General features: G+C 70.4%; 24 protein-coding genes. 9 read left to right on the top strand and 15 right to left on the bottom strand.

The features are described 5' to 3' along the window. The 3 genes from HGK34_RS17690 to HGK34_RS17680 all read right to left on the bottom strand — a co-directional run. The coding region (locus HGK34_RS17690; RefSeq protein ID WP_443677255.1) for a Y-family DNA polymerase at positions 1-718 on the bottom strand (718 nt) is incomplete at its 3' end. Beyond that, positions 715-1419: a DnaE2-dependent mutagenesis accessory factor ImuA' gene (gene imuA', locus HGK34_RS17685; RefSeq protein WP_201849834.1), complete on the bottom strand. Its 705-nt coding sequence runs from the start codon at positions 1417-1419 to the stop codon at positions 715-717. The genes imuA' and HGK34_RS17690, both read right to left, overlap by 4 nt. A gap of 162 nt (positions 1420-1581) precedes the next feature. Then, positions 1582-2415 (bottom strand): MHYT domain-containing protein, encoded by an 834-nt coding sequence (locus tag HGK34_RS17680; RefSeq protein ID WP_201849832.1) that lies wholly within the window; start codon positions 2413-2415, stop codon positions 1582-1584. Between the two features lie 290 nt (positions 2416-2705). Between HGK34_RS17680 and HGK34_RS17675 the strand changes: the two genes are divergently transcribed. Beyond that, positions 2706-3626 (top strand): siderophore-interacting protein, encoded by a 921-nt coding sequence (locus HGK34_RS17675; RefSeq protein WP_201849842.1) that lies wholly within the window; start codon positions 2706-2708, stop codon positions 3624-3626. A 24-nt stretch (positions 3627-3650) separates the two neighbouring features. Here HGK34_RS17675 and HGK34_RS17670 read toward each other — a convergent pair whose 3' ends face one another. Continuing rightward, entirely contained in the window at positions 3651-4187 is a 537-nt protein-coding gene (locus HGK34_RS17670) for a YbhB/YbcL family Raf kinase inhibitor-like protein (protein ID WP_201849830.1), read from the bottom strand. A gap of 133 nt (positions 4188-4320) precedes the next feature. Next, positions 4321-4794: a DUF5959 family protein gene (locus HGK34_RS17665; RefSeq protein WP_201849828.1), complete on the bottom strand. Its 474-nt coding sequence runs from the start codon at positions 4792-4794 to the stop codon at positions 4321-4323. Positions 4795-4945: 151 nt separating this feature from the next. On the opposite strand from HGK34_RS17665, the gene HGK34_RS17660 reads away from it, so the two are divergent. Together HGK34_RS17660 and HGK34_RS17655 are read left to right on the top strand one after the other, a co-directional pair. Next, complete coding sequence (locus HGK34_RS17660) at positions 4946-5620, top strand: DUF6891 domain-containing protein (protein WP_201849827.1); 675 nt, start codon at positions 4946-4948, stop codon at positions 5618-5620. Next, positions 5617-5997, top strand: coding sequence for a hypothetical protein (locus tag HGK34_RS17655; protein WP_201849826.1), 381 nt, complete (start codon positions 5617-5619; stop codon positions 5995-5997). The genes HGK34_RS17660 and HGK34_RS17655 overlap by 4 nt, the downstream gene beginning before the upstream one ends. Here HGK34_RS17655 and HGK34_RS17650 read toward each other — a convergent pair. Both HGK34_RS17650 and HGK34_RS17645 read right to left on the bottom strand, forming a co-directional pair. Continuing rightward, a complete protein-coding gene (locus HGK34_RS17650) occupies positions 5921-6427 on the bottom strand; it encodes a hypothetical protein (protein ID WP_201849825.1) in 507 nt (168 codons plus the stop codon). The genes HGK34_RS17655 and HGK34_RS17650 overlap by 77 nt on opposite strands. A 123-nt stretch (positions 6428-6550) precedes the next feature. After that, complete coding sequence (locus tag HGK34_RS17645) at positions 6551-7042, bottom strand: hypothetical protein (protein ID WP_201849824.1); 492 nt, start codon at positions 7040-7042, stop codon at positions 6551-6553. Positions 7043-7329: 287 nt separating this feature from the next. Between HGK34_RS17645 and HGK34_RS17640 the strand changes: the two genes are divergently transcribed. The 5 genes from HGK34_RS17640 to HGK34_RS23790 all read left to right on the top strand — a co-directional run bounded on the left by HGK34_RS17640 (position 7330) and on the right by HGK34_RS23790 (position 11032). Beyond that, the gene (locus tag HGK34_RS17640) at positions 7330-8382 is read left to right on the top strand and encodes an AAA family ATPase (RefSeq protein ID WP_201849823.1); all 1053 of its coding nucleotides are present in this window, start codon (positions 7330-7332) and stop codon (positions 8380-8382) included. Positions 8383-8388: 6 nt separating this feature from the next. After that, a complete protein-coding gene (locus tag HGK34_RS17635; RefSeq protein WP_201849822.1) occupies positions 8389-8943 on the top strand; it encodes a hypothetical protein in 555 nt (184 codons plus the stop codon). Positions 8944-9512: 569 nt separating this feature from the next. Further along, a complete protein-coding gene (locus tag HGK34_RS17630) occupies positions 9513-9767 on the top strand; it encodes a hypothetical protein (protein WP_201849820.1) in 255 nt (84 codons plus the stop codon). 165 nt (positions 9768-9932) lie between these two features. Then, positions 9933-10262 carry a transposase family protein gene (locus HGK34_RS22940; RefSeq protein ID WP_244666893.1) on the top strand — a complete coding sequence of 110 codons (330 nt, stop codon included), beginning with the start codon at positions 9933-9935 and terminating at the stop codon, positions 10260-10262. Continuing rightward, a complete protein-coding gene (locus HGK34_RS23790; protein WP_372433151.1) occupies positions 10238-11032 on the top strand; it encodes a transposase family protein in 795 nt (264 codons plus the stop codon). The genes HGK34_RS22940 and HGK34_RS23790 overlap by 25 nt, the downstream gene beginning before the upstream one ends. A gap of 253 nt (positions 11033-11285) precedes the next feature. On the opposite strand, the gene HGK34_RS17620 is transcribed toward HGK34_RS23790, so the two are convergent. Further along, positions 11286-12221 carry a TrmH family RNA methyltransferase gene (locus HGK34_RS17620; RefSeq protein ID WP_307816055.1) on the bottom strand — a complete coding sequence of 312 codons (936 nt, stop codon included), beginning with the start codon at positions 12219-12221 and terminating at the stop codon, positions 11286-11288. Between the two features lie 136 nt (positions 12222-12357). Between HGK34_RS17620 and HGK34_RS17615 the strand changes: the two genes are divergently transcribed. Beyond that, complete coding sequence (locus HGK34_RS17615; RefSeq protein ID WP_201849816.1) at positions 12358-13083, top strand: sigma-70 family RNA polymerase sigma factor; 726 nt, start codon at positions 12358-12360, stop codon at positions 13081-13083. A gap of 118 nt (positions 13084-13201) precedes the next feature. Here the strand turns inward: HGK34_RS17615 and HGK34_RS17610 are convergent, their stop codons facing one another. From HGK34_RS17610 to HGK34_RS17580, 7 genes are all read right to left on the bottom strand, one after another. After that, entirely contained in the window at positions 13202-16195 is a 2994-nt protein-coding gene (locus HGK34_RS17610) for a hypothetical protein (protein WP_201849815.1), read from the bottom strand. A gap of 72 nt (positions 16196-16267) precedes the next feature. Next, positions 16268-18367 (bottom strand): ABC transporter ATP-binding protein, encoded by a 2100-nt coding sequence (locus HGK34_RS17605; RefSeq protein WP_443677254.1) that lies wholly within the window; start codon positions 18365-18367, stop codon positions 16268-16270. Beyond that, a complete protein-coding gene (locus tag HGK34_RS17600) occupies positions 18364-20130 on the bottom strand; it encodes an ABC transporter ATP-binding protein (protein WP_201849814.1) in 1767 nt (588 codons plus the stop codon). Before HGK34_RS17600 ends, HGK34_RS17605 begins: the two co-directional genes overlap by 4 nt. Then, positions 20131-20910, bottom strand: coding sequence for a TetR/AcrR family transcriptional regulator (locus HGK34_RS17595; protein WP_307816054.1), 780 nt, complete (start codon positions 20908-20910; stop codon positions 20131-20133). It abuts the gene before it with no gap. Between the two features lie 138 nt (positions 20911-21048). Further along, positions 21049-22230 (bottom strand): SPFH domain-containing protein, encoded by a 1182-nt coding sequence (locus tag HGK34_RS17590; RefSeq protein WP_201849812.1) that lies wholly within the window; start codon positions 22228-22230, stop codon positions 21049-21051. 67 nt (positions 22231-22297) lie between these two features. Beyond that, the gene (locus HGK34_RS17585; protein WP_201849810.1) at positions 22298-22744 is read right to left on the bottom strand and encodes an NfeD family protein; all 447 of its coding nucleotides are present in this window, start codon (positions 22742-22744) and stop codon (positions 22298-22300) included. A gap of 129 nt (positions 22745-22873) precedes the next feature. After that, entirely contained in the window at positions 22874-23659 is a 786-nt protein-coding gene (locus HGK34_RS17580) for an ABC transporter ATP-binding protein (protein WP_201849808.1), read from the bottom strand. Between the last annotated feature and the right edge of the window lie 31 nt (positions 23660-23690).

Genomic DNA, 23690 nt, shown 5'->3' with positions numbered 1-23690 from the left:
AGATGTGTATAAGAGACAGGGTGAGGGACCTGGCCCATGTCCCGAGCACGCCGAACCGTGCCCGTACGCTGCCTGCGGGCAGGTGCGCCACGTCGCCGAGGGTGCGCAGGCCGAGCCGGTGCCACAGGTCGAGGAGACCGGACAGGTCCGGGTCGTCGGGGCGGGCGTGCCGCAGGTCGGCGACGGGGCGCGGTGCCAGCCACGCGGGTGACCCGTCCGGGGGCACCACGGTCTCGTCCCGGGCGGCGAGCACCGCGGCGAGGAAGCCGTCGGCGACGCCCACCTGGCACTCGTGGCCCGTGCCGGCCGCCACCGCCTCGACGAGCTCACGGGCCAGGTCCTGCTCGGAGCCGTGGTAGCGCGCGGCGCCGTCGGATCCCAGCAGGAGCAGCCCGGGACGGGCCACCTCCACGCCCGCCACGACGGTCTCGGCCGCGACGGCGACGGGCTCGAACAGCGCGGCGTCGCGGGCGTCGTCGGCGGGCAGGACCACGAGTTCGGGGCAGTACTGCTGGGCGGTGCGGCGGCGCATGCCGCGCCCCACCCCGGCTGCCCGGGCGGGTGCGCTGGCCGCGACGATCCGCTGGGAGCCGCCCAGGACGGCGGCGGGTGCGTGCGCGGGGGTGTCCGCGGCCGCCATCGCCGCCACGACCGGCCAGTCCGGTGCCCACAGGGCCGCAGTGCGGGTGGGGGCGGTGCGGGTGGGGGCGGTGCTCATGCCAGCACGCAGTACAGGTCGGCCTGGCGGGCCGCACGGCCCCGGCCGGTGCGGTGCACGGTCAGGGTCCGGCGGCACAGGCTGCCGGCGCCGTGGTCGATACCCTCCCATCGTCCCGGGCCGGCCGCGAGCACCACCTGGGCGCCCGGCCAGGTGGTGCTCGACCGCGTGGTGTCCTGGGCGACGACGAGCACGGCGCCCCGTTCCCGGGTGCGTGCGGTGAGCCGGCGGCGGTCGGTGTCGAGCAGTGCCGCGCCCGGTCCCACGACCACCAGGTCCAGCGCGTCCAGCAGCGCCGCCAGGACGGCCGGCGCGTCCGGTCCGGGGTCGGGGACGCAGACCGTGCGCTCCAGCTCGCACCCCGCCTCCGCGGCGGCGGCCATACCCACCTGGGGGTGCCCCACGAACGCGGTCCATGCCCCCGCACGCGACGGGGCGGCGAGCAGGGTCAGCAGCAGCGTGGTCGACCCGGAGACCACCACCGTGGTCCCCGGCGCGAGTCCGCCGCCGGGCAGCAGCGCGGCCACCTCGGGGCGCACCGGGCGGAGCCCGGCGTCCGGGGCCGTCTCCCGTTCGAGCGGCAGGCGAGTACGGACGCCGGTACGCGCCTCGACGGCGCGCAGGGCACCGAGCGCCCTGCCGTGGCGCGTGGCGTGCGGCGCCTCGTCGTACTCCGGGACGGCCTGAGGGGTGGTGGTCATCTGCCCTCCAGCGATGGTGCTGCCGGAACGGGCCGGTCGAGCAAGACTGATGTTGCACGGCATCGAACGCATGTTCGATTCCTTCATCAGTACACAGTGGTCTCGACACCACTGTCAACCGCACTGGCCAGGGGCCCGGGGTGGGGCGAGCCGCGCGCCGCCTCAGCGGCCTTCCGGCCCGTCCGCCTCCGAGAGGGACCGCGCGCCGCGCTGCCGCGCCCGCTGCCGCTGCGCCCACGCGTCGAACTCGGCCTGGGTCTCCATCTCCCCGGCGCTGGGCCACGCCGCCGCGACGATGAGCAGAGCCAGCGTGCTGACAACGATCCCGGTCATCAGGGGGACCAGGAGCTGCGTGGCCGGCAGGCCGACCGGCAGGTCCGTGATCGGCGCGCCGGGGTGGTAAGAGGTGACCCGCATCGCGGCCATGCCCGTGTAGTGCATGCCGGACACGGCCAGGCCCATCACGACGGTCGCCGCCGCCCCGGCGCCGGCGCCGCGCACGCGCATCGACAGGCACAGGGCCGCGGTGGCGGCCGCGATCCCGATGGCGACGGAGGTCACCACGAGCCGCGGGTCGTAGGCGATGTCCACCCCGACGTGCATCGCGGCCATGCCCATGTAGTGCATGACGGCGATGCCGAGGCCCGCGATGGTTCCGCCGGCCACGAGGGCGCGGGCGCCGCCCGTCTCGCTGTGCACGAGGAACAGGCCGACGGCGACGACGGCCACCGCCAGGAGCATGGAGGCGATCGTCATGGGCACGTCGTAGCGGATCTCGGCTCCGGCCACGGAGAACCCGAGCATCGCGACGAAGTGCATGACCCAGATCCCCGTGCCGCCGATCGCGAGGGCCCCGAGCAGGAGCCAGACCGTGCGCGCACTGCCGGTGGCGACGCGGGCGCGGGCCGTCAGGGACAGACCCACGGCGCAACCGGTGCAGGACAGGACGAAGGACAGTATCGGCGTCAGGGCACCGTAGGTGAAGTGATCGATCACGCGTCGTCAAACCCTCTGCCTGTCCGGCCCTCGGCCTCTGGGTAGCCGAGTCGATCGGGCGTCCGGATCAGGCACTCGCGCAGAGACTAGAGGCGATGTTCGGGCAGTTCCTGGCGACATGCGGGCTGTGTGACAGATGTCCGCAAGAACCTCGCGGCCCGCCCCGTGGACCGGTTGCGGACAGGGGCAGAAGTTAGGTTAGGCTCACCAGCGTGACGACCCAGAACGTTTCGACCGCACGCCAGCACGAGCGCGGGAACGAGGCCGCCCCGGCACCGACCCCGTACCGGATGTTCGACGTCGAGGTGGCCCGCGTCACGCGCCTGTGTCCCTCGTTCGTGCGGGTCACGTTCACGGGCCCGGACCTGGACCGCTTCGCGGACAACGGTCACGACCAGCGCATCAAGCTCCTGCTCCCGGACCCGTCCGGCGGCTGGGACCACCTCCTGCGGGACGACCCGGACTGGTTCACGGCCTGGCGCGCGCTCCCGGCCGAGCGCCGCAACCCGCTGCGCACCTACACGGTGCGTGCGGTGCGGCCCGAGCGCGGCGAGGTCGACGTGGACATGGTGCTGCACGGCGACGGCGGCCCCGCCTCGCGCTGGGCCACGGACGCCCGAGCCGGTGAGCCGCTGGTGATCATGGGCCCGGACGCACACTACGAGGGCCCGCACGGCGGCCGCGAGTTCGCCCCGCCGGAGCACAGCCACGCCCTGCTGCTCGCGGGCGACGAGACCGCCGTCCCGGCCCTCGCGGCGATCTGCGAGTCGCTGCCCGCGAACGCCGTCGGCGAGGTCTTCCTCGAGGTGCCCCACCCCGAGGACGGCTGGGTGATCGCGGCGCCGCAGGGCGTGCGCGTGACGTGGCTGGGCCGTGACGGCGCCGCGCACGGCGACCTCCTGGTCCCCGCGGTGCGCGCCGCCGCGGACCGGATGCTCGCGATGGGGGTGCGCCCGTCGTCCGAACCGGGTTCGGGCCCCGCCGTCGTCAACGAGCCGGCCGACGTCGACGTGGACTCGGAGATCCTGTGGGAGGTGCCCGTCGACGACGCCGGTGCGCCGCTGGTGCAGGACACCGTCCTGTACGCGTGGCTCGCGGGTGAGGCCGGCGTCATCAAGACGCTGCGGCGCTACCTGGTGGGCGAGCGCGGGGTGGACCGCAAGGCCGTCGCGTTCATGGGCTACTGGCGCAAGGGACGCTCGGAGATCTGACCCGGCCCCCACCTGCCCTGCCCCTCACCTGCCGTAGGTGGCGGTGAGCGTCGCCCGGCCCAGCAGGTGGAAGAAGATGCTGACATGCACCTGGGCGTTCGTGCTGCCCGGGCCGGGAACGAGCCGGCCCGGGGCGGCGTCCAGGGCGTGCACCGCGAAGACGTAGCGGTGCTCGTGGTCGCCGCGCGGCGGGCCGGCGCCCTCGAAGCCCGGGTAGCCGCCGTCGCCGCGCACCTGGAACGCCCCGGCCGGCAGAAGCCCGCCGTCGGCACCACCGGCCCCACGGGGCAGGGACGTGACCTCGGCGGGCAGGTCCACCAGGTTCCAGTGCCAGTAGCCCGACGGCGACGGCGCGTCCGGGTCGAAGCAGCTCACGGCGAACGAGCGCGTGCCCGCCGGTGCACCCGACCACTCCAGAGCCGGCGAGAGAGCCTCCCCGTCCACGGTGTACGCGACGGGCAGCCGTTCACCGTCGACGACGTCGGGACCCGTCAGCGTGAAGACCGCGGGAGCGGGCAGCAGGGAGTACGGGTCGGCGGGAGCCGGTCGCGTGAAGTCCATGGGCAACACTCTGCCGAGCGGGGGCGGGAGACGCCAGAGGTGTGGCTCGCGCCGGCGCTCGTCACACGGAGACGATCACCGGCACCGGTACGGCTCCCGGCGATGCCTCTCGTCTCGGAGCGGCAGTCCCGGATCACCGACGGTCGTCCGAGACACTCGAGGAACGCAGCTGCTCCAGATGATCCTGCAGCGTGTCGAACCGGGCGTACGCCTCCTCGAACCAGTCGTCGTCGAAGCTCACCACCCCGCCCACCACGAGACCGACGCCGTACGGCTTGACCGTCACCCACGGCTCGACCCCGACCGTGTCGAACACCGTGTGCTCACGCAGCTCCACGTCCAGTTCGGCGGACTTGGGCGACGGCTCCCACGTGGCCGAGCGCCCCCGGTCGAGCTCGTCGAGGAACCCCTGGAAGGTTCGAAGCTCCTCGGCGTCCAGGAGCTCCGTCAACGTCCCGCAGGTCAGACCCTCGCCCTCGATCGCGATGTCGGCACGGACATGGACGGCCTGATCGGACGAGATCCACTCCAGTTCGGTGACCTCCAGGGCGACCCGGATCGAGTCCCCCCGGAACACAGCAAGCGTGTACGGCAACGACAGTGTCACGTCACTCCTCTTCTCTCCCTGACGACTCCCCGGAACCCTAGGTGCACACACTGACACCCCGTTCCGGGACCGAACACGGCGGACGTCGCCCGGGAGCCGTGATACGCCCGGTTCGGACGGTCGTGTCGGTGTCCGGCAGTACCGTCCAGGCATGACGGACGCCGACGACACCGACCGAGACGACACCGACCGAGAGACCGCCATGGCGGACGAACTCGACGACGTGCGGGAACGCCTCCGGGCGATGGTTCGTGCAGGCTTCACACCGCTGCGCGACGTGGTCAGGGCGGCCACAGACCTCCTCGAGCCCGACGTCGGCGCGGCGCCGCGCGCCGCCGCCGTGGACGCGGCCTACCGTGAGTGGCATCGGCGCGTCCAGGAGGAGGAGTCCTGGACGGACGAGGGCGACTACGCCAAGCTCGCCGCGGCGTTCGGCGAACTCGCGTCAGCGGGCGTCGTCGCACGGATGAACTTCGCCTGCTGCAACTCCTGCGGCACCACCGAGATCGCCGGCGAGACCGACGACGTCGACGTGGTCCCACGCGGGTTCACGTTCTTCCACGGCCAGGAGGCGGAGCAGCTGGGCGAGATGCCGTCCACCCTCTTCCTCTCGTTCGGGGTCCGGCCCGAGCACCTCGTGGCCTGGCACTCGGACGACACGCCTGTCGCCCTGCGGCCCGAGACCCCCGACGAGGCGGTGCACGTGGTCGGCCGGATGGTCGCCGACGCCGTGGCGCGCCACGGGCTTCCCGTCCGCTGGGAGGGCGACCCGGCGCGCAAGATCGAGGTGTCCGTCACGGACTGGCGGAAGAAGCTGCCGCTATGACCGAACCAACGCTGCGTATCGTGACGGATCGCGGGCTCGTCCAGGACGATCCGTCAGCCTTCCAGCTGCTCGTCCTGCTCCAGGAGATCCGGCGTGGCAGCGAGAACTTCCTCGTCGCCCACCGCCTGTCCCGCCCGGAACACTACTTCCAGACGGTCCGCGCGGACGCCGTGCGTGGCCGGGCTCAGGACTGCTACGGCACACGTGCCGCCTCGGGCTACCTGATCGAGTACCGCGACGGCAGCCCGGACCGCCACTACCAGGCAGAATGTGCGACGCACACCGAGGTCCACGACGCCGTCACAGGATGGGCCGAAGGCCGGGACGGATGGCACGAGCCCTACGCGTGGACGCGCCTCGACCTCGGAGCCCGGTGAGAAGAGCCCAGACCGCCGCGACCACCAGCCACGCGGGGACTCCGCCCGCGGTGATGCCGGCCGACCAGGCCAGGGCTTCGGTCGTCGGCATCGCGGGCTCCCGCACGGCGAGCACCATCACGCCGGCTCCCACCGCGCCGACCAGCAGCACGATGCTGACCACGGCGAAGATCAGCACGCGTCGCTCCGACCGTGAGCCGACAAGCGTCGAGACCCCGAGCACGGCGTAGGCGAGGAGGGTGTAGCCGATGCCCGCAAGCGTTGCCACGACGAGCAGGAACGGCAGAGCCAGCGGCCCACCCATGGGAGCGTCCGTCGCGATCGCCACCACGACCAGGACCACGTGAAGCACGAGCGCCAGCGCCGGATAGACCAGAACGGCGACGGCCCCACCGCCGCCGAAGCACGCCAGCGAGACCAGCAACGGCACGAGCTTCCTGAGAAGCCGACCTCCACCCGAAGCAGCTTCACCACTCGAAGGAGGTCCCCGGAAGCTCATGAGCAGACCTTAGCGGCCGCCCTACCGCGAAAATGAGGCGAGAGAGCTGCGCTTCTACAATCTGAGCATCCAGACGAGCCCGTCCCGCAGTTCGATCCCACATGGATTGACCGAGATCTTCGACCAGGTGACCCCGTTCCCAAACTTTTCCGGCAACGGCCAGGCCGCAAGCCGGTCGCCTTCAAGCACGATCGAACCCTTGGAACCGGTCGACCAGTTGTAGTAACCGTCTTCCACCGATTCCGAGGCCGGACATCCGGCCTGCTCCGCAAGAACCCTGGCTCCCACGACCCGTATCCGGCCGTCTCGCTGAACGATGATCTCGGAGAACCCACCCCCAGGATGTTCGTCGAAGCGCCAGACGCCGAACGACGGAGTCTCGACCGCTCTGCTGTTGAGAAAAATGTTCCCACTACAGGAAGCGAGTGCGAGGCAGGCTCCGATCATCAAAGTGGCCAGGAGAACCACCCCCGCGACGAGGGCCAGGAACCTCCGGTTCGGCGCTCCGCGACGCCCGGACGGGTACGGGTGGTTTGACGGTTTCATCACGAGAAGCGTACCGGCACCCAGCCAGCGGCTCCCCGGCACCGCCGCCGATCATGAGCCCCGCAACACGGTGACCACGGGCATCGAACCGACGTCGCGCCGAGGCGAGCACGCTGGGCGCACGACCCGCCGTCGCCCAGGCCTGCGGCCACGACGACCGCTGTACTGCTCCCGCCTGTTCACCCCGCACCCACTGATCTCACAGACGGCGCACCGGGCGCGGATGGTGTGAGAACGGCTCCGCGAAATCCCCGGTCCGACCGGCCCGGCGACCTAGACTCTGCGCCATGGCGAAACACCCGCTGGCGCACCTCGACGCGTCGGCCTTCGGCCCGTTCGGCAAGCTCGACATACAGCTGGCACCCGGTCTGAATGTCGTCGTCGGCGACAACGCGACAGGCAAGTCCCAGCTCCTCAAGCTGCTCTACGCGGCCACGAAGGCGCTCGCAGAGGCCGATGCACTCACCAAGAAGGACCTCGGAACGGCTGTCGCCTCTAAGCTCGTCGGCGCGTTCCGACCGGAGAGCATCGGCCGTCTCTCGCGCCGCGTTCGCGGCACGAGTGCGACGGACATCAGGATCAAGTACGCCGGTATCGGCGAACCACTCGGGGTTTCCTTCTCATCGCACGCAAAGCGTGAGGTCGCTGTCTCCAGCGTCCCGAACCGCGAACTCGAGGACGAACCCGTCTTCCTGCCGCCGTACGAACTGTTCTCACTCGGCGCCTCATTCGTCTCCTTGTACAACACGCGCGAGACGAATTTCGAGGAAACGTGGAAGGACACCGTCGACCTCTTGCTGCGACCCGCCCTGCGCGGCCCGCGCGAGCAACGCGCCAGCAACCTCCTGAAGCCGTTCACGGAGATCCTTCAGGGCGGTACCGTCATCGAGAAGGGCGGGCGCTTCTACCTCAAGCAACCGGGCATCGGCAACCTTGAGGCACCACTGCTTGCTGAAGGCCATCGGAAGCTCGCGATGATCGTCAGGCTCATCGCCTCGGGCGTCCTTCTCGAAGGCGGTTATCTGTTCTGGGACGAGCCCGAGGCCAACCTCAATCCCGCGTCGCAGAAGGCCGTGGCCGGCGCGCTCGTAGAACTGGCGTCACAGGGATCCCAGATCTTCGTCGCCACCCACAGCATGTTCCTGCTGCGGGAACTGCAGATGGCAGCCGGAGGGATCGACACGCGCTACATCGGTCTGGCCCGGCGCCAGGCCGACGACGCCGAGGGCCGGGCTCTCGCCGAGGTCATCGCCCAGACGAGCCACGACCTCGACGAGATCGAGTACGTCGCCGCCCTGGAGGCCGAGGCCGAACAGGCCGGCCGCTACCTGGCCTGGTGACGCGCCATGCCATCCACCACCGCGCCCACCGAGGTGCTCGTCGACGGCACCTGGTTCAAGTTCCCGGCCGACTGGCGCACCGAGATCTTCGACGAACTCCCCCAGTACAGGAGGGCAACGCAGCTGGGACTCGAGGGATGCGACGTCGTCGCGCTCGACGAGCTCGATCTGTGGCTGATCGAGATGAAGGACTACACCTACCCCGGAGCGCAACAGCCCGACGACCTGGCGAACACGGTCGGCCGGAAAGCAGCCGGCACCATGGCGCTGCTCTACGCCCTCGCACGCTCTATGTCCGACAGCCCGGCGCGAGAACTCGCCGTTGCCTGCTCCGCGGCCGACCGGATCCACCTGGCACTCCACATCGACGTCAAGGACGCCGGGCGCGGCGCGAAGCAGGTCCAGCCCGTGCTCATGCCCCTGCAGGACAAGCTGCGCCGCGCACAGAAGGCCCTCGGGATCCACAAGGCATACGTCACCTCGACGCTGGCACCGAACCCCGCAACACACTGGACCGCCCGACGAGAACCCAGCACACGTTCTCAGCACGAGGACCGCTGACGGAGCACGGCGGTACGAAGGGGGTCATCCCAGGAACGAAGTAGCCAGCCTCCTTGAGAACGGACCCAACCCCCGCCCCTGAATAGCGTTCTCGCATGCGGACGAGAGCCGCGATGTGCAATCTGGAGTTCTGCCGCCTGGCCAGCTGAATAACGCTGCAAGTGCTCAATGACACGACGCTCGCCTCGGCAACGCGGTTCGGATACAATATTCCCGGAGTTGACCGAGTCAAGAATGTCATCACCGAGGGCTCATTTGGAGGGCGTGTATCTCAAGAGTTTGTTTGGCACGAGAGGTATACCTACGATTATTCCGGGAAGCAGGATTCAGTGGGACTAGGTTGTGTGCGGACAATGGTCCTCGCTCCTCTCGTAGCGGTTTTTCTTGCGGGATGTGCACCCCTGGACTATCCGGTGGATCTCGGGAGCCCGACCGAGGTCGCAGCAAAGGACTTGGCCGGCAATTGGTCTGGGCCTGAAAATTCGGAGGGATTTCCGATTCTTCGATTTGGTCCGGACGGGTCGTTTTCTGCATGCCGGTTCCCGTCGGCGTACCTTACTCATGAATCTATGTCCTATGACGGTAAGCCCGTGAATTTCCATGGGCGATATCTGATAGACCATACTAAGATTCATGCGGGAACGAATGCTCCGTTGGCCGGGCCGGGTGAAGAATTGATTATTATCTTCCCTGCAGTCGTTGGCGGCGTGTCGAAGCTGCTTATTCAAGCAGGCGGAAATCCAGATTCATCGGATGTGGTGGCTTTCAAGAGAGATGGTCAAGTCAAACCGACCGAATTGGCCAATGGTTGCGCGGCCACATAGCCTCGAGTAGGGAAGATCGGTCGGGGCGGCGAGGTCGGACTTGTGCGGTGACCGGCCCGATCAGCGGCAGCAGGTAGCGCCAGATGCGCGAGACGGTGGCCTGCGCGATGCCGAACAGTGAAGTCCGCCAAGACATCCGAACCCCTGACCTGCAAGGACCCCGCGTTGATCTCCTATCGTGCCAGTCTCGACGTGCCCGCGACCACTTTGGAGGCGGTGACCAGGTGGCTCATAGCGCATCGACGTCGTGCAGGTGCCCGTCCCGTCCAGCGTGCGGCGTCCGCGCGCGTCCAGGCGCTGCTGGTGCTGCGCTGGTTCAAGGAGGCCACCACGTTGAAGGTCCTGGCCGCCGATGCGGGCATCAGCGTGGCCACGGCCTACCGGTACGTGCACGAGGCGATCGATGTCCTGGCCGCTCGCGCGCCGCGTCTGCCGCAGGTGCTGGCGACCGCGCGGGCCGAGCAGCGGCCATATGTCTGCCTGGAGGGCACCTGATCGAGACCACGAAGACGGCCGCGCCCGGCCAGAGGGCTGCGGATCTGTGGTGGTCGGGAAAACACGACCGGCGCGGCGGGAACATCCAGGTCCTGACCGGCCCGGACGGGTATCCGGAATGGGTCTCGCCCGTCGCGCCGGGATCGACCCACGACATCACCGCCGCGCGCACCCACGTCCTGCCGCCGCTGTACCCGGCCGCCGCGGCCGGGCTGCCAGCAGACACGGGTCCTGTCGCCGGCATGACGTTGCTGACAATGCGACGGCGGGTCAGGCCGAGGCACAACTGCTCGAACGGGTGGTGCGCGTTGGTCTCGCCCAGGGTCTCGAGGTGGAAGCGGATCTGCGTGGCGAGTTGTGCTGGAGAGTTCAACGGCGAGTGCTCCCAGGCTGGTGAGGATTCCATTGTGCCGTGCAGTTGCGGTCGAGCACGGAGCCTGGCCTGGCGTCAGGCGGCTCATGCGCGCCTGCGGCCGACCCAAGCCAGATGGCGGTCGGCGACGAAGCTCTCTTGGCGACGGCGACCACGCAGAATGCCTACCCTCGTGCGCCCCTCGATGAGCTGGAGCCCCTGCGCACCTGGTCCCAGCAGCACCCGGGTCCAGGACCAGAGGCCAGCGCTTCCAGGTGCCATGGACGTCCCGCATCTCCGCCACACCCATGTGCTCACGACGTCGCCGAACAGCGACCCAGTGCTCCGGGTCTCTCGCGAAGTACTCGATCACATCGCCATCGGACGGTCCAGTCGGCATCTCCATCAGGAGATCTAGTGACAGCGCTTCTACCTGCCAGTCGATCCGAGAGAGGTCAACCAGCCCGTAGTCCTTGTGGAAGGACGCATTGTCAGCATGGTCGTAGAGCCACTGCTCAACGACGTCGTCAGGCCAGTGCAGTCGAGCGACCTGATCGAGGCGCAGGAACTCCGTCAGCCCACCACCGTGCTCGCCACATCGGGATGCAGGCTCAACGAAGTCAGCCAGGAACAGGCTGTGATGAGGACGGGCCGCATGAGCATGGCCACCGTCACCGCGTCGCATAGAACGTCACCGCCGACGCCGCCGCGACGTTCAGGGAGTCCACCCCGCCCACCATCGGGATAGTCACCCGCGCATCCAGCAACCGATCAGTGTCCGACCTCATGCCGTGCCCCTCGGTCCCGAACACGAGCGCCAGATTCTGATGCTCCTGAGCGACCAGCTCGTCCAGCGTGATCGCACCCTCCCCCAGCGTCATCCCCGCCACGAAGAAGCCAGCCTCCTTCAGCACCTCGATGTCGGCAGGCCACGACTCGATCCGCGTCCACGGCACCTGGAATACCGTCCCCATCGACACACGCACCGACCGCCGGTACAGGGGATCCGCACACCGTGGCGTCACCAGCACCGCATCGACACCAAGAGCTGCAGCCGACCTAAAACCAGCACCAAGATTGGTATGGTCCACAAGATCCTCGAAGACCGCGACCCTTGACCGCCGCGGCGGCTCGCCGACCTGGGGCTCCGCAGTCTCCGGCGTCCGCAATTCGCGACACCCCACGTTCGTGTGGTCCACCAGATCCTCCAGCACGGCCACCCGCCGCGCTCCCGCACCCCCGCGCGCGGCCGCCAGCACCTCGCCCGCCGGGACGAGCGGCGGCCGGTGCATCGCCGCGAGCGCCCCCCGGTGCAGGTGGAACCCGGTGATCTCCCGCAGCACGGGCTCGGCGGCCACGTAGACCGGCACGCCCGGGCATGCCTCGATCGCGTCGGCCATCGTGTCCAGCCACTTGGGCGCCATGAGGAAGGACCGGGGCCGGTGGCCGGCCTCCAGCGCCCGGTGGATCACCTGGGTGCTCTCGGCGATGTAGAGGCCCTTGGCCGGTTCGTGCTTGCTGCGCAGGGCGACGTCGGTCAGGCGGGTGTAGTCCGCGAGCCGCTCGTCGGCGGGGTCGTCGAGGTGGACGACGTCGGAGGTGGTCACGGTCCCCGATTCTGCACCCATGGCTCGTTATTTCCCCGTTATCACTCTCAGCGAACTTCTGGGCCTTCCCAGGAAGCCCAATGGTTCGCTAATGTCCCCACCAAGGTAACTTCGTACACGACGAAGGAGATCAGTGATGAGAACCGCCAGAGCCTCCCGTTCGCGCCGCTCCCGGAGTTCGGGCGCGCATCCCGCGCTCCCCGCCTCCTACCAGGAGATCATCGAGCGCACGCCGTCGCTCGACCCGGACCAGGAAGCGGCGCTCCTCGAGCGGGCGGCCCTGGGTACCGCCGCCGCGCGCACCCTCGCGAAGCACGCGGTCTCTCCCTCGCTGCGCGCCGACCTCGAAGCCAGGGTCAAGTCCGGGCAATACGCGAAGGAGCGGCTCGTCCTGGCCTACCTGCGCATCGTGCCCGACGTCGTGGCCGTCTACACCGGCCGCCTGCCGTTCATGGACCTCGTGCAGGAGGGCAACGTCGGCCTCGTCCGCGCGGCCGAGAACTACGACCCCGCCCACGGCACGTTCGCCGCCTTCGCCACCCGCTGGGTGCGCCGCTCCGTGGTCCGCGCGATCGCCGCCGGCATGCGCGCCGAAGGTCCGGACGGCACCTCCCCGCACGACGGCACGCCCAGCGCCGAGCAGTCGGTCCTGCGCCGCCGCGTGCGCCAGGCCCTGACCCACCTGGACGCCGTGGAGACGCGCGTGCTGGAGCTGCGCTTCGGTCTCGTGGACGGCACCACCCGGACGCTGGAGGAGATCAGCCGCCGGCTCGGCGTGACCCGTGAGCGCGTGCAGCAGATCCTGAACCAGGCCCTGCTCCGTCTCCGCGACGTCGTGGCACCGCTGCCGGCCGTGGCCTGAGCCACCGCCGCGCGGATCCCGCAAGACCCAGAGACTCCCCCGAGGGCGCACACACCGTGTGCGCAAGCCTCGCGGGCCGGTGACGCGACAACGGCGTCACGTCACCGGTCCGCGAGGATCACATGCGTTCCAGCCGCGAGACGACCTCGTCGAACGCCTCCTGGTAGGCGGCCGTGCGCGGGTAGCCGCCGTGCAGGGCGATCTCGAACAGGTACGCCGACCGGTCCACCTCCTCGGCGCCGCGGTCGATGTCGTTCGGCTCGTACCCCACCACCGGGAACCCCAGGAAGTCCGTGCGCCGCCAGAGGTTGACCCAGGCGGGCACGCCGTCGTGCCCGGACCCGTCCACGGCATCGCCCGGATGCCGCTCCGGCACCAGCAGCCCGCGCAGGTTCGGCTCGGAGACGGGGCCTGCCGCCGGACCGTCGTCGTCCGTCCGCCACGGGTCGCCCGACCATGCGGGCGGGCCGACCGGGGGCAGGCCCAGCACCCCCGGTCCGAGCAGTTCGGGGAAGAACCGTCCGAAGTAGGGCCGCAACTGCACGCCGTAGGTGAGCAGGCCGACCCGGCCCGCGGCGGGAACCTGCCGGTACACGGGGTTCCCGGATCTGATCAGCACCACGGCGGCGGCGATGACACCGCCGATGGAGTGCGCCGACAGCACCACGCGACGACGCCGTGCCACGGCCTCGCGATAGGCGTCGTCGTCGACGTCGACCGCCGTGAGCCACGAGTCCACGCGGCCGCGCACCTCAGGGACCACGCGCTCGGCATAGCTCGGCGGGCCGAAGGGGTGGGCGCTGCGGGGCAGGAAACACAGGACGTCCCACAGCAGCCCCCAGGGGCGGCCCGTGTTGTCCACCGCTCCCACCAGAGCACTGGCGACCAGGGCGAACGAGAGCGTGCCGAGCATCGGCACCGCCAGGTCGGTGAGCCAGGACGGCACCGCGAACAGGCCGGACGCGTCGCCGAGCAGGCTCGGCAGCGCCGCCACGCCGGCACCGTCGAGGCTCTCGGGCGGCACGGCGAGCGGCACGGTGGCCACCAGGGCGAGCCAGGACGCCACGGCCAGGGCCGCCACCGCGAGTTCCGAGCGGTGGGTCATCGCGGCGAGCTGGCGGGCACGCAACGCGCGACGGGCGGCCATGGTGAGCAGTTCCGGGTTGATCAGGTCGCCGGGACGCGCACCGGGAAGCCCGCGGCCGGCCGCTCGTGCGGCGCGGGCCCCGGGGCCACGGCTCGGCCCGGACGTGTCGGGCGCCGGCGGGATCCACAGGGTGCCGCTGCGCACGGCATCCACCACCGCCGGTGCCACCAGCGCCGTCAGGAGGACCAGGGACACCACCACGATGACCGCGACGCTGGCGCCGAACTCCGTGTACACCGGCGGGACGGGCACCATCTGGCGCGGGTCGGCGTCCACCACGACGTCGACGAAGAGCCCTCCGCGGGAGCCGGGGACGACGGCGCCCGTGGGAGCGGCCCGCAGGTACCACTGGACCCCCACGACGACAAGGCTGGAGAAGACCGCCGCGGACGCCGTCGACAGCAGCAGCAGAACCCCCGGCCCGGCACCCGCCCAGCCCTCGGCGCGGAAGCCCGCCACGCGGCGCCGCGCGACCGCCCACACCGCGGGGACCGCGAGCACGGCCACCGCCACGGACAGCAGGACCGCCCGCGCCGTGACCGGGAGCGGCTGCCCGCCCGGTGCGGCGAGCGTGGCCACCGCGGTGCACGCCGTCGCGGCCACCGGCGGGAGGAGCCAGACCATGACCCGCACGGGACCGGTCCGCCGGGCCCGACGCCAGACGAGGGCCGACGACGCGATCCCGGTGAGCACGACGACGAGCAGACCCGGCGTCGCCTCGATGCCGATCAGCCGCGGCGCCTGCGCGGGCTGGCCGGACCGGGCGAGCGCGACCCACGCCCCGGCCCAGACGACCATTCCGCCGATGAGCAGGGCGAACGCGGCTCGCGGCTTCCAGCGGGGCACCTGGGCCTGGACGCCGTCGTCGTCGGTGCGCAGCGCCACGACCCAGATCGCGACCAGCACGACGACGAGCCCCGGGGCGGCCGCCCAGGCCGTGCGTTCCGACGTCCACAGCATGAGCGCCGAGAGGAGACCGAGCGCCGCCGCCAGGTGGCTGTTCAGGGTTCCCGTCCCGGTCCGGCGCGTCCAGAAACCGGGGCGCCGCATGGCGGGACCGTCGGTGGCCGGCGCCGTCTCGCCGGCCATCAGCGAGGAGACACGGGACTCGAACTTCACGCTGCCGCTGTGCGCGATGAGCACGAGGACGGCCACGGTGGCCACCGGAATCAGCGACAACCAGCCCAGCCGGTCTCCGTGGTCGGCGCGGGCCAGCCAGTACAGCCCGTCCGGGATCCGCGCACAGACCGAGACGGTGTCGCCCGTGACCAGGCCCATGCACTGCGTACCGATCGTGGACAGGGCCACCGTGGCCGTCGTCGCCGTGAACAGGAGCGTGAGGAACAGGGCGAAGACCCTGGTCATGGCCGCCGAAGGATCAGGCAGGACGCGGTCGGTCCCCGGCTCGCGGCCGGCCTGCGGGATACGCCGGGCCCAGTACCCGACGTTCGCCAGCCCGAACGGCACGATCGCCACCCACATCACCCGGGTGGCCACCGCGCCGACGACGCCGAGCACCCCGCCGAACGGCAGCCGGCCCAGACGTGACATCGCGCCCCAGGAGTACGCCTCGCGGCGTACGTCGTTGCGGATCTCGTGCGGGTCACCGGCCGGGACCTCCCGGTCCCGCACGTCCCCGGGAGCCGGCTCGCGGTCGCGTGCATCGGCCTGCGGGGTCGGCACCCAGAAGCTGCCGAGACCGTCGCCGTCGGTCTGCACCACCTCCTCGGCGGGCAGGTCGAGGATGCGGTACGGGGGCGTGTTCGCCACACCGTGGATCCGCAGTTCGAGGATGTCCTGGCCGGGGGCGACCGGGACGTGCCGGCCGACGGGCTCCTCCCGGCGGACCGCCTGCGTCTCGGGCGTCCGCCCGCCGGGCGGCCCTGCGGGCTGCTCGGCGGACGGCTCGGCGGGCGGTTCGGGCTGGGTGGCGGGCTGCGGGTCCGGCTCGCGCATGTCGCTCATGCGTGCCTTCCATGACACGTCGGGGACGAGAACATTCCCAAACTAGGACGGACGCCGCATTTACGCCAACGCTCAGGCCGGAGCCGGGGTCCCCTCGTCCGCCAGCGGCGCCTCCTGCACCCCCACCGGAGCCACGAACTGGCTCTCGTAGAGGCGCGCGTACGCCCCTCCGGCCTCCAGCAGCTGCTCGTGGGAGCCCTGCTCCACGATGTCGCCGTGCTCCATCACGAGGATCACGTCGGCGTCGCGGATCGTGGACAGCCGGTGCGCGATGACGAACGCCGTGCGCCCCTGGCGCAGCCGGTGCATCGCCTCCTGGACCAGCACCTCGGTACGCGTGTCCACGGAGCTCGTGGCCTCGTCGAGCACCAGGATCTCCGGGTCCGCGAGGAACGCCCGGGCGATCGTCAGGAGCTGCTTCTCCCCCGCCGACAAGCTGGAGCCCTCGTCGTCGATCTGGGTCTCGTAGCCGTCCGGGAGGGTGCGCACGAACGGGTCCACGTGCGTGGCCCGGGCAGCCTCCAGGAACTCCTCGTCCGTGAGGTCGCGCCGCACGCCGTAGCGCAGGTTCTCCTCGATGGAGCCCTTGAACAGCCACGTGTCCTGAAGCACCATGCCGATGCTGCCGCGCAGCGCGTCACGCGTCATCTCGCGCGTGTCGACGCCGTCCAGCGTGATCCGGCCGGCGTTCACCTCGTAGAACCGCATCAGGAGGTTCACCAGGGTCGTCTTGCCCGCACCCGTCGGACCGACGATCGCCACCGTCTGCCCCGGCTCCGCCGTCAGGTCCAGACCGGTGATCAGCGGCTTGTCAGGCGTGTAGGAGAACTCGACGCCGTCGAACACGACACGGCCCCGCACCGGCCCGCCGTCTCCCGGCGCCACCGGGCGGGCCGGGTCCGGCTCCTGCTCCGGGGCGTCGAGCAGGTCGAAGACCCGCTCGATCGACGCCACGCCCGACTGCAGCAGGTTCATCATCGAGGCGACCTGCGTCAGCGGCTGGGTGAACTGGCGCGAGTACTGGATGAACGCCTGCACGTCACCGATGCTCAGCTGCCCGGACGCCACGCGCAGACCACCCACCACGGCGATCACGACGTAGTTGAGGTTGCCGATGAAGCCCATGGACGGCTGCATCGTGCCCGAGATAAACTGGGCCTTGCGGGTCGCGGCGTGCAGGTTCTCGTTCTCCTGCGCGAACGTCTCGGCCGCCGTGCGCTGCTGCCCGTACACCCGCACCAGCGAGTGCCCGGTGAACATCTCCTCGATGTGCGCGTTGAGCTTGCCCGTGCTGGACCACTGCTTGATGAACTGCGGCTGGCTGCGCTTGGCGATCTGCATCGTGACCACCACCGACAGCGGCACCGTCACGAGCGCCACCAGCGCCAGGATCCACGAGATCCAGAACATCATGGCCAGCACGCCCACGACGGTCAGCAGGGACGTGACCAGCTGCGCGAGCGTCTGGGTAGCCGTCTGGGAGGCGTTGTCGATGTCGTTGGTGACGCGCGAGAGGATCTCACCGCGCCGCTGCTTGTCCACGTAGGACAGCGGGATGCGGTGCAGCTTGGCCTCGACGTCGTCCCGCAGCCGGCGCATCGTGTTCTGCACGGCGACCGCCGTGATCCGCGCCTGCAGCCAGCCGAACACGAAGGCTGCCGCATACACGGCCACGGCCCAGGACAGGACGGTGACCAGCTGTCCGGTGTCGATCCCCTGACCGACCACCACGCCATGCATGCCCGAGAGCATGTCGGCCAGCTGGTCCTCGCCGCGGGCCCGCAGGCCCGTCACCACGTCCTCGAGCGGCGTGCCCGCCGGGACCTGGCCGGCGAGCATGCTGCCGACCACGCCGTTGAAGATGATGTTCGTCGCCGTGCCCAGGATCTTGGGGCCCGCGACCGTCAGCGCGACCGAGATCACGCCGAACAGCGTCAGGACGATGACCCGGGCACGCTCCGGACGCATGACCGCGACGAAGCGCTTCAGGGATCCGGAGAAGTCGAGCGCCTTCTCGGCAGGCATGCCCATGCCGCCCATCGGGCCGTGCCCGGGGCCGCGCCGGGCTCCGCTGCGCGAGGCCTCACGCATCGTCTCCTCGTCGGACGTCTCCGTGGAGGTCGTGCCCGACGGCGTTCCGTCCTGCGCGCTCATGCCGCCAGTGTCGGTCATGCCGCCTCCTCCAGTGTCATCTGGCTCGTCACGATCTCCTCGTAGGTCTCGCTGTACCGGGGGTGGTCCCGGTCGAGCAGCTCATGGTGCATCCCGCGTCCGACGATCCGTCCGTGGTCGAGCACGAGGATCTGGTCGGCGCCCCGGATGGTCGCGACCCGCTGCGCCACGACGATGACCGTGGATTCCTGGGTCCGCGGTTCCATGGCGGCCCGGAGCCGCGCGTCGGTGGCGTAGTCCAGCGCGGAGAACGAGTCGTCGAAGAGATAGACCTTCGGCTCGCGGACCACCGCACGCGCCATCGCCAGGCGCTGTCGCTGGCCACCGGAGAACGTGCTGCCGCCCTGGCCGACCGGCGCCTCCAGCCCCTCGGGCAGCGCCTCCACGAAGTCCCGCGCCTGCGTGATCTCCAGGGCCTGCCACATCTGCGAGTCGGTCGCGTCCGGCTTGCCGTACCGCAGGTTGCCGGCGATCGTGCCGCTGAACAGGAACGCCTTCTGCGGGACCATGCCCAGCAGCGACCCCAGGTCCTCGGTGCTCAGGTCCCGCACGTCGACGCCGTCGATCAGGACGCGCCCCCCGGTCACGTCGAACAGCCGCGGCACCAGGTTGAGCAGGGTGGTCTTGCCCGCTCCCGTCGAACCGATGATCGCCGTGGTCTCGCCCGGGCGTGCCGTGAAGCTCAGCCCGTGCAGCACGGGCTCCTCCGCTCCCGGGTACCCGAAGGTCACGTCCTCGAACGTCACCAGGCCGCGCGGGCCGGCGCCGCCGGACAGGCTGCTCAGCGATGCCGGGGCGTCCGGTTCACGGACCGACGTCTCCGTGCCGAGCACCTCGGCGATGCGACCCGCCGCGACGGCCGCGCGCGGCAGCATCATCACCATCATCGTCGACATCATCACGGCCATGAGGATGAACATCAGGTACGCGATGAACGCCGTCAGCGCACCGATCTGCATCTCGCCCGAGCTGATGCGCCCGGCACCGAACCAGAGCACGGCCACGCTGGACAGGTTCATGATGAGCATGACCATCGGGAAGGCCATCGCCATGAGCTTGCCCGCCCCGAGCGACGTGTCGTAGAGGGCCCCGTTGGCGACGTCGAACCGCTCGGCCTCACGCCGCTCGCGGACGAACGCCCGCACCACGCGCAGGCCGGTGATCTGCTCGCGCAGCACACCGTTGATCGTGTCGATCCGGCCCTGCATGGCCTTGAAGTAGGGCACCATGCGCCACATCAGCAGCCCCACGGACACCCCCAGCACCGGAACCACGACCAGCAGCAGCAAGGACAGCTCGGCGTCCTCCTGCAGCGCCATGATCACGCCGCCCACCAGCATGATCGGTGCCATGACCATGATCGTGAACATCATGATCAGCACCTGCTGGACCTGCTGGACGTCGTTGGTGGTGCGGGTGATGAGCGTCGGCGCGCCGAACTGCCCCACCTCACGGGAGCTGAACGTCTGGACGCGCGAGAACAGGTCCCGCCGCACGTCGTGGCCGAACGCCGTGGCCGCCTTCGCGCCGAGGTACACGGCACCCACCGCCGCGACGGCCTGCAGCAGGCTCACGCCGAGCATCCAGCCACCGGTGTGCCAGATGTAGGCGATGTCGCCCTGCGTCACGCCGTTGTCGATGATGTCGGCGTTGAGCGAGGGCAGGTAGAGGTTGGCCAGCGTCTGCAGGAGCTGGAGGACGAGCAGCAGGGCCACCGCCGCTCCGTACGGGCGCAGGTACCTGCGCATGAGCATGACGAGCATTCAGAGTTCCTCGCTGTGGTGGGAGGCCGCCTCGGCGCCGACGTGCTCGGCAGGGGGCATGTCATGGTTATCAGGAACTTCCGGGTCCGGCGAGCGCTTTTCGCCGACGATCCCGTGGACCAGGGCATCCGCGACGACGGACGCCGGCGGAGGATCGGACAGGTGGTCGCCACGGGCGTGCGTGCCCGCGATGGCGGCCTCCAGCAGGGCGACGACGACGTCAACCGGGAACCGCAGGCGGTCGGCGTCCGGCGCCAGGATCGACCGGAGGCCCTCGATCGTCATGGCGCGCTGCATCTCGCGCTGCGCCATGAGAGTGCTGCGCATCTCGTGCATCGTCTCGTGCTGCTCGCGGGAAGCCTCCCGCAGCCGCTCGTGATCGGGGGTGAGCCGGCGCAGCAGGCGCATCCAGTGCACCGCCTCCGACATCCGGGCCCGGCCCACCTCGATCGTGCGCTCGATCCGCTGCTCCAGGGGGAGCGAACGATCGACCGCGGCCAGTTCGTCACGGGTCCCCCGCGGATTCGACGCGCGGAACATCCCCTCCATCGCGACCGCGCACAGGAGCGTGGTCTTGTCGCCGAAAGCGCGGAACAGCGTGCCCTCGGCGACCCCGGCCGCCTCGGCCAGCTCTCGCGTGGAGACGTCGGAGCCGTGCTCGGCGACCAGGCCCATGGCCGCGTCCACGATGGCAGCGCGACGTGCCTCCGGTGACATCGGGGCCGCACGTCGGCGGCCGTCGTCGGAGGGGGCCAGGAACGGTCGAGCTTCGGGTGACACGACGACGAGCGTAAATGAGTGAGCACTCACTCCGCAACCCGGCACGTCGTCTCCCGCACGGGCACGGCCGTCGCCGGACGACGAAAGACCGCCCCTCCCGCGAGGAACGCGGGAGGGGCGGCCGGTGGCATCGCGGGGCTACCGCTGCGGCGGGGCCGGAGGCGGCGGCACCTCACCCTCGCCGCCGTCGACCGGGCGCGGGCTCGGACGGGACGGCGTCTGGCTCGCGCGGGTGGAACCGCCCGGGCGCTGCCCCCGCTCGGCCGACGGGTCGAACGGCGCGCCGGAACGGGTGCCGGACTCGGTCGCGTCCGCCGTGGCGGCCTCCGCCTGACGCTGGGCCTCGGCCAGGGCGTCGCCCGCGCTCGGCAGGATGCTGCCCCCGGTGAGGTAGTCCGTGGTGGGCGTCACCGGCGGCGTCGGGCCCTCGCCACCGCCGGACGGCGCGCCACCGCCGAACCCCTTGGCGATGCTGGACATCGCCGCGGTGAACTCGGTGGGGATCACCCAGTTGGTGTTCGACGTGCCGTTCGCGAGCTGCGGCAGCATCTGGATGTACTGGTAGCTCAGCAGCTTCGGGTCCGCGTTGCCGCGGTGGATGGCCTCGAACACCTGGAGGATGGCGCGTGCCTCACCCTCCGCCTCGAGGATCCGGGACTGCGCCGTACCCTCGGCCTTGAGGATCGCCGACTGCTTCTCACCCTCGGCCGTCAGGATCTGGGACTGCTTGACACCCTCGGCCGTGAGGATCGCGGCACGCCGGTCACGCTCGGCGCGCATCTGCTGCTCCATCGCGCCCTGCACCGAGGCCGGCGGGTCGATCGACTTGAGCTCCACCCGGTTGACGCGGATTCCCCAGCGGCCGGTCGCCTCGTCAAGCACGCCACGGAGCTGGCCGTTGATCTGGTCGCGGCTCGTGAGCGTCTGCTCCAGGTCCATCGAACCGATGACGTTACGCAGCGTGGTGACCGTCAGCTGCTCGATCGCCGTGATGTAGTTCGCGATCTCGTACACGGCCGACCGCGCGTCGGTCACCTGGAAGTAGATGACCGTGTCGATCTCGACCACCAGGTTGTCGCTGGTGATCACCGGCTGCGGCGGGAACGAGACGACCTGCTCACGCATGTCGACGCCGGCGCGCACCTTGTCGATGAACGGCACCAGCAGATGGAAACCAGGCGTCAGGGTCGTATGGAACTTACCGAGCCGCTCGATGACCAGCGCCACCGCCTGCGGCACGATCCGCACCGCGCGCGACAGTGCGACGAGCACGACGATGACGAGTATGAGGAGGACTATCAACAGTCCGATGTTCTCCACGAGCCTCTCCTCCTGCGGGCGCACCCGCTAGAACGATGTGTGAATGCCGGTTCCGCGGCGCCGGCGGTCAGGCGGACCGGTCTGCCGACGTCGGCGCGACCACCGCGGTCGCGCCGTCGATGCGCACCACCTGCACCGTAGACCCGACCGGCAGCGGAGGCGAGCCTTCCGCCGCGCGTGCCGTCCAGACCTCACCCATGAGTTTGACCAGCCCGCTGGCCTGGGTGACCTCCTCGACGACCGACGCCGTCCGGCCGATGTGGGCCTCGGCGTTGGTCAGGGTCTCCGCCCCGCCCCTGGACAGATAGCGCTTCAGCGGCGGGCGCAGGGTCAGCAGCAGCACCGTCGCGACGACGGCGAACACGACCACCTGAACCCACAGCGGCTGTCCCGCGGCGTCGACCGCGCCGGCCGCGAGTGCACCCCCGGCGAACATGATGAAGACGAAGTCGAGAGTCGTGATCTCGATCAGACCGAGCAACAGGGCCGCGCCGACCCACCACAACCACTCCATCACAATCCCCTCCCCGAGGCTTGACGCTCACCTGGCGCCTTTGCCCGAAGATTACCAATCCATCACACGGTGGGCCAGGAAAATCGTGGGGTTCTCGCCTGGTTTCGCCGAGCGACGCGCCGCCCCTGGTCAGCGCGCCGCGCGTGCCAGCCAGCGGCCCCCGCCGTGCGCGACGACGAGCGGCAGGCCGAACGCCGCCGACAGGTTGTCCGCCGTGAGCACCTCGTCGATCGGCCCCGCCGCGTGGATGCGGCTGCGCCCCATCAGCAGCAGGTGCGTGAAACCCTGCGGGATCTCCTCCACGTGATGTGTGACCAGCACCAGCACCGGCGATGCCGGGGAGGAGGCGAGCTCGCTCAGCACCCCCAGCAGCTCCTCGCGGCCGCCCAGGTCCAGACCCGCCGCGGGCTCGTCCAGCAGGAGCAGCTCCGGGTCGGTCATCAGGGCCCGCGCGATCTGCACGCGCTTGCGCTCGCCCTCCGAGAGGGTGCCGTAGTGCCGGTCGGACAGCTTGGCGACGTCGAACGCCGCGAGCAGCTCGCCGGCCCGCTCCTCGTCGACCTCGTCGTACGACTCCTGCCAGCGTCCCGTCACGCCGTACGCCGCGGTCAGCACGACGTCGCGCACCGTCTCCGAGCCCGGGATGCTGTCGGCGAGCGACGCCGAGGACAGCCCCACGCGCGGGCGCAGCTCGAACACGTCGGTCCGGCCGAGCCGGGAACCCAGCACCGAGGCCGTGCCCGCCGTGGGGTGCATGCGCGCCGACACGATCTGCAGCAGCGTCGTCTTGCCGGCGCCGTTCGGTCCCAGCACGATCCAGCGCTCGCCCTCGTTCACCTGCCAGTCCACCGAGTCGAGGATGGTCGTGGTGCCGCGTCGGACCGTGACGCCCGAAAGGTCGAGAACCGTGCTCATGGTCCACAACAGTAACCGACATGTCTCATAC

The sequence above is a fragment of the Myceligenerans indicum genome (assembly GCF_016742955.1).
GTDB classification, from domain to species: Bacteria; Actinomycetota; Actinomycetes; order Actinomycetales; family Cellulomonadaceae; genus Myceligenerans; species Myceligenerans indicum.
The sequence above is the reverse complement of the archived record's forward strand: the minus strand, read 5'-3'. Positions and strand labels throughout refer to the sequence as shown.